Source organism: Streptomyces sparsus (genome assembly GCF_054776295.1).
Genome location: NZ_BAAHCA010000272.1, coordinates 1 through 5526, shown reverse-complemented (window position 1 = coordinate 5526; position 5526 = coordinate 1). Strand labels below are relative to the sequence as shown.

Here is a 5526-nt window from a genome sequence, read left to right as displayed (position 1 = left end):
CGGCCGCGCGGCGTGCCCCCGCTCCCGCACCGCCCGCGCCACCGCGGGCGTTGCCCCTCTCACTATGCCGAAGCGACTCCCCGCGCCGGCCCAGGAACAGGTCAAGAACGAGGCAAGGACCGGCAGGCCCGCGCGTCCGGGGCTGCGTCTCCTCGCGCCAGCGGCGCGCGGCCGAGCGGGACCCCCTCCGAGCCGCCGACGGAAGCGCGTACGCTCTCGCTGCCAGGTCGGTGGTGAACGTGGCTGTTCACAAGTCCGGCGCTCGTGTTTCCCTTCCGAGATGAGGACCGAGAGCGCCGACCCGTCCGGTGGCAGCCCGACCGCTTCTGCTTGCCCGACCTCTTCCGCCCACCCGGCCCGTGCTGTTCGGCAGAGAACCGCTCGTGACCTCGTGGACTGCGTCCAGGTGCTTGCCGCAGTCCACGAGCGCGACGGCTATCCGGCGAACTGGCCTGAGCGGCCCGGCGACTGGTTGACGCGGCCGGCGCTCGTCTCCGCCTGGGTGGCGGAGCTGGACGGTCGCGTCGCCGGGCACGTCTGTCTGTCGGGAAGCGGCGTCGGCGATGTGGCGCCCGATCTCTGGAGCGCGCGCGAGGGCGTGAGCGGCGACGAGGCCGCAGTCGTCAGCCGGCTGTTCGTCGCTCCAGCGGCACGCGGCCACGGGCTCGGCGCGGCCCTGTTGGCCCGGGCGGCTGCCCAGGCACGGGCCCGTGGCCTGCACCCGGTGCTCGACGTGGTGGCATCCGACACCACGGCGGTCGCACTGTACGAGCGACTGGGCTGGGCACTGCTCGGCATCGGCGAACAGCGGTGGAGCCCCGACCGGCTCGTGGCCGTCCGCTGCTACGCGGCACCCTGATCGCGTCACCGCGAGCCGCTGCCCGGTACGGCCTGCTTTCCCGCCCCGGCTCCTGAGCTGCCGCTCTCGGACTCCCGATCACGGCTCTCCGGGTTCTCAGTCCTCCCGCTCTCCTACCTTTTTCTCATCCCTGCTTTCCTTACTTCTTCTTCTTCTTCTTCGGGTTACCGCTCTCGCCCCCCTTCTCTTCCTTCCCTTTTCGCTGCTTCTCCTGTTTCGCCTGCTGCTTCAGCTGCTGCTTGTGGGCGCGCACCCTTTCCAGGGTCTCGGGGCCGGTGATGTCCGCAGCCGAGCGGTACGACTCGGGTTCGCCGTAGGGGCCCGCTGCCTCGCGCCAGCCGTCCGGACGCACGTCGTACTGCTTTCCGAGCAGGGCGAGGAAGATCTGCGCCTTCTGCTGTCCGAAACCGGGCAGCGCGTTCAGCCGCTTCAGGAGTTCGGCGCCGTCAGGAACGTCCTGCCAGACCGCGGAGGCGTCACCGTCGTAGGTGTCCACCAGGTACTGGCAGAGCTGCTGGACCCGCTTGGCCATCGAACCGGGATAGCGGTGCACGGCCGGCTTCTGCGACAGCAGCGCGGCGAACTCCTCCGGCGGCCAGGCGGCGATCCGGTGCGCGTCCAGGTCCTCGTCGCCGAGGCGTTGCGCGATGGTGAGCGGACCGGCGAAGGCCCATTCCATGGGGACCTGCTGGTCGAGCAGCATGCCGACGAGCGCGGCAAGCGGGCTGCGACCGAGCAGCGCGTCGGCTTCCGGCTGCTGTGCGAGCCGAATGGTGTGGTTCATCCCTCGATCGTGCCCCCGCCACCACGCCCCCGCACCCGGTGTTGAGCCCGCCGCCTGCGGGAGGTGCTTCCCGTGCGCGTCCGGGGCCGACCCGGCCGCGTTGGTCGGGCCGGTCCCGCACTCTGGTCGCCCTCTACAAAGCCAAGTCGAAAGCAGTGGTGATTGCCGCACACGCTACGACGAAAGCTCTCTTGCACCGGCCGGGCCGGCGACGCAGCCCGAGTAGTCCCGCGCAATCCGCAGGTGGTAGCGGCGGGTAACGCAACCAGGTGGAACCTGGGTGGCATTCGGTTGCCGCCAGCCGGTGGCTCTTTCTCACGACAGGTTGCTTGTGTAGCAGTACCCGGCGAAGATCGCGGCCCGACCGACTGTGTCGTCGTGCCCTGCGCTCGACGGCCGGAATTCGTACACGCCGTACAGCGGTTGTGCGGAGAGCTCGCCGAAATTTCCGTTCGGCACTACGAGTCTCCTCTCCATAGGGAGGCTCGTACTCTGTGCCGCATGGCTGCCATCGCTGTCCGTCCGGCCTGGCTCGGCAGCGTGGATGCTGTGGAAACGAGAACTTCCCCGGAGGATCAGTGTTACGGGACCGTCTCCACTGGAGAATGATGCCGTCGCAGAGCCGCACTCCTTGCCCTCATAGGAGGCGTTCGACGGATTCGGTATACCGGCGGCGTCGAGTTCCTTCCGTGTCTCCGTCGTCGATCTGACGGCAGAAAGATCCGTCTCCTTATCCGGGGCAGTCAGATCGCTCATGCTCTCAGCGATGCCGACAGGTTGTTCTTTCGGATTCTCCGAGCGGAGAACGGCCAGAGCTCCCACAGCGACGAGAATGGCGACGCTGGCGAGGGAGATCCATCTCATCCTCATGCGGAGTACCTCTCTTCGCTGTCGGAGGCCTGGCGGCTGTCCTTCTTCGCATCCTGGAGGTGCTGTGACGGCAGGGCTGCCTCGATGCGAGAGAGTAACCCGAGCTCCGTGACACTGCCGTGAGGTGCGCCCGTGGTGTCCGCTCTGCTGCCATATGCGTGTTCGGTCCTTATGAGGTGTCTCCCCTTCGCGAAAAGAAGGCCGACTGCGCCATTACCGGTGAAGATCGTCATGAATGCGTAGTCCGCTGCGGAGGTCCATGAGCACGGAACTGTCTAATTGACGTGACCTGAAATGGTCGTGTACGCAGACTCGTCTCTTCCCGGTTGCCGCAGACCATCCGGCTACTTCACCACGTGGGATCCGTGCCCCTCACCGGGTCTACCAGCGTGGCCACCGGGCGCATGACAAGTCGGCTGGGGTCGGTGGCCGCCAGGCGCGCGGTCCTCTGTCGCCGATGGAGGCGTCCGAGGTCTCAACTCGCCAGCGCACCAGGCGGGAGGGCGAGGTCTCGGCCGCTGGCTCGGGCCCGGAACGCCGAAGGTGCCGGGTTCGCACGGAATTCCGGGCGTAATCGTACGTTCATGTGACGCTTCATTGCGCCGGATAAGTGAACGCGGCCGGGGTAGTGCTGGGGCGTCCGGGTCGATAACGCCACGGATCGCATGCGCGTGCGAAAAAGTGCCGCGTGTGAGGGGAATCGCCCGTGACAGCGACGCACGGGCACGAGGATTCGAGAAAGGCCGGGCATCGGTGACACAGCCCTTCGAACTGCCGGACTTCTACCTGCCCTATCCGGCACGACTCAACCCGCATCTGGAACAGGCCAGGGAGCACACCCGGATCTGGGCCGATGAGATGGGAATGCTGGAGGGGTCGGGGATCTGGGACCTCCGCGACCTCGAGGCCCACGACTACGCACTCCTGTGCGCGTACACCCACCCCGACGCCTCCGGTCCGGCGCTCTCCCTGGTCACGGACTGGTACGTGTGGGTCTTCTTCTTCGACGACCACTTCCTGGAGACCTTCAAACGGTCCTCCGACCGGCTGGGCGGCAAGCAGTACCTGGACCGGTTGCCGCTGTTCATGCCGATGGACCTGGCGACGGCGGTGCCCGAACCGGTCAACCCCGTCGAGCGGGGCCTGGCCGACCTGTGGGCCCGCACGGTGCCCAGCATGTCGATGGAGTGGCGGGCGCGGTTCGCGGAGAGCACCGAGAACCTGCTCAACGAGTCCCTGTGGGAACTCTCCAACATCAACGCCCACCGGGTGCCCAACCCCGTCGAGTACATCGAGATGCGGCGCAAGGTCGGCGGCGCGCCCTGGTCGGCAGGGCTGGTGGAGTTCGCCGCGGGCGCCGAGGTACCGGCCGCGGTTGCCGGCTCCCGGCCGCTGCGCGTGCTCAAGGACGCCTTCTCCGACGGCGTGCACCTCCGCAACGACCTCTTCTCCTACCAGCGGGAGACCGAGGACGAGGGTGAGTTGAGCAACGGGGTGCTCGTGCTGGAGACCTTTCTCAAGTGCACCACCCAGCAGGCCGCGGACGCCGTCAACGACCTGCTGACCTCCCGCGTGCAGCAGTTCGAGAACACCACGCTGTCCGAGCTGGCCCCGCTGTTCGCCCGGCACGGCCTCACCCCGCAGGAGTGCGCGGCCGTGCTCGCCTACGTGAAGGGCCTCCAGGACTGGCAGTCCGGCGGCCACGAGTGGCACATGCGGTCCAGCAGGTACATGAACGGCGGCGGGCAGGCGACGCCGGGCGCGGCGGTCGCGCCCGCGGCGGCTTCGGCGTTCCTGCCCACCGGGCTGGGGACGTCGGCGGTCCGGTTCGGCAACGGCACGGTGGTGACGGCCCGTTCGGAGCGGGCCCGCGCCCGTACCCACACCTACGTCCCGTACCAAGCCACCGGGCCGTCGCAGATCCCCGACCTTAGGCTGCCGTTCACGACCACGCTCAGCCCTCACCTCGACGCCTCCCGGCGCCATGTCCTCGCCTGGGGAGCGGAGATGGGCATGCTTGAGGCGCAGGCCGGGGTGCCAGGCTCCGACATCTGGACCGCCGAACAGCTCGCCGGCTACGACCTCCCGCTGTGCGCGGCGGGCATCCACCCCGACGCGACCGCGGACAGCCTCGACCTGACCTCCGACTGGCTGACCTGGGGCACCTACGGCGACGACTACTTTCCCGTCGTCTACGGCCGCAGCCGCGACCTGGCCGGGGCCGCGCTCTGCAACGAACGGCTCTCGCTGTTCATGCCGCTCGACGCGGGGGCGGCGACACCGCCGCCGCTGACCGCGCTGGAACGCGGCCTCGCCGACCTGTGGCGGCGGACCGCCGGCCCGATGGCCCCCCAGGCCAGGCGGACCTTCCGGACTGCCGTCGAGGACATGACGGCCAGCTGGCTGTGGGAGCTGGCCAACCAGGCCCAGAACCGGATCCCGGACCCCGTCGACTACGTCGAGATGCGCCGCATGACCTTCGGTTCCGACCTCACCATGAGCCTGTGCCGGCTGGGCCACGGCCGTGAGGTGCCGCCGGAGATCTACCGCAGCGGGCCCATGCGCAGCCTGGAGAACGCGGCCGCGGACTACGCGTGCCTGCTCAACGACGTGTTCTCGTACCAGAAGGAGATCGAGTTCGAGGGTGAGGTGCACAACGGCGTCCTGGTGGTGCAGAACTTCTTCGACTGCGACCACCCCACCGCGCTGGCCATCGTGCACGACCTGATGAACTCCCGGCTCAGCCAGTTCCAGCACGTCGCCGACCACGAACTGCCCGTGCTTTACGAGGACTTCCAGCTCAGCGCGCAGGCCCGTCAGATCCTCGACGGTTACGTCGGGGAACTGCGGAACTGGCTCGCCGGCATCCTCGTGTGGCACCGCGGGTGCCGGCGCTACGGCGAGGCCGAGCTGCTGGCCGACTTCGGGAACCGCCGGCAGCTCACCGCGGTCGCCACGGCCGCCGCCCACCTGCGTCCCACCGGCCTGGGCACGTCCGCCGCCCGCCTCACCC

At 68.8% G+C, this 5526-nt stretch carries 5 protein-coding genes; 2 read left to right on the top strand and 3 right to left on the bottom strand.

Annotated elements, in window-relative coordinates:
- Positions 1 to 406 precede the first annotated feature (406 nt).
- A complete protein-coding gene (locus tag ACYVE9_RS14180) occupies positions 407 to 859 on the top strand; it encodes a GNAT family N-acetyltransferase (protein WP_461028189.1) in 453 nt (150 codons plus the stop codon).
- Positions 860 to 998: 139 nt separating this feature from the next.
- Here the strand turns inward: ACYVE9_RS14180 and ACYVE9_RS14175 are convergent, their stop codons facing one another.
- The 3 genes from ACYVE9_RS14175 to ACYVE9_RS14165 form a co-directional block, all read right to left on the bottom strand.
- A complete protein-coding gene (locus ACYVE9_RS14175; RefSeq protein ID WP_461028188.1) occupies positions 999 to 1643 on the bottom strand; it encodes an HhH-GPD-type base excision DNA repair protein in 645 nt (214 codons plus the stop codon).
- 315 nt (positions 1644 to 1958) lie between these two features.
- Positions 1959 to 2507 (bottom strand): hypothetical protein, encoded by a 549-nt coding sequence (locus tag ACYVE9_RS14170; RefSeq protein ID WP_461028187.1) that lies wholly within the window; start codon positions 2505 to 2507, stop codon positions 1959 to 1961.
- A 2-nt stretch (positions 2508 to 2509) separates the two neighbouring features.
- Positions 2510 to 2746, bottom strand: a complete 237-nt coding sequence (locus ACYVE9_RS14165; protein ID WP_461028186.1) for a hypothetical protein — start codon at positions 2744 to 2746, stop codon at positions 2510 to 2512.
- Between the two features lie 520 nt (positions 2747 to 3266).
- Here ACYVE9_RS14165 and ACYVE9_RS14160 point away from each other — a divergent pair.
- A partial coding sequence (locus tag ACYVE9_RS14160) for a terpene synthase family protein (RefSeq protein ID WP_461028185.1) occupies positions 3267 to 5526 on the top strand: 2260 nt, incomplete at its 3' end.

Coding starts and splice junctions, on each gene's coding strand:
- ACYVE9_RS14175 (WP_461028188.1), bottom strand. CDS start 1,643: ATGAACCACACCATTCGGCTCGCACAGCAGCCGGAAGCCGACGCGCTG.
- ACYVE9_RS14170 (WP_461028187.1), bottom strand. CDS start 2,507: ATGAGATGGATCTCCCTCGCCAGCGTCGCCATTCTCGTCGCTGTGGGA.
- ACYVE9_RS14165 (WP_461028186.1), bottom strand. CDS start 2,746: ATGACGATCTTCACCGGTAATGGCGCAGTCGGCCTTCTTTTCGCGAAG.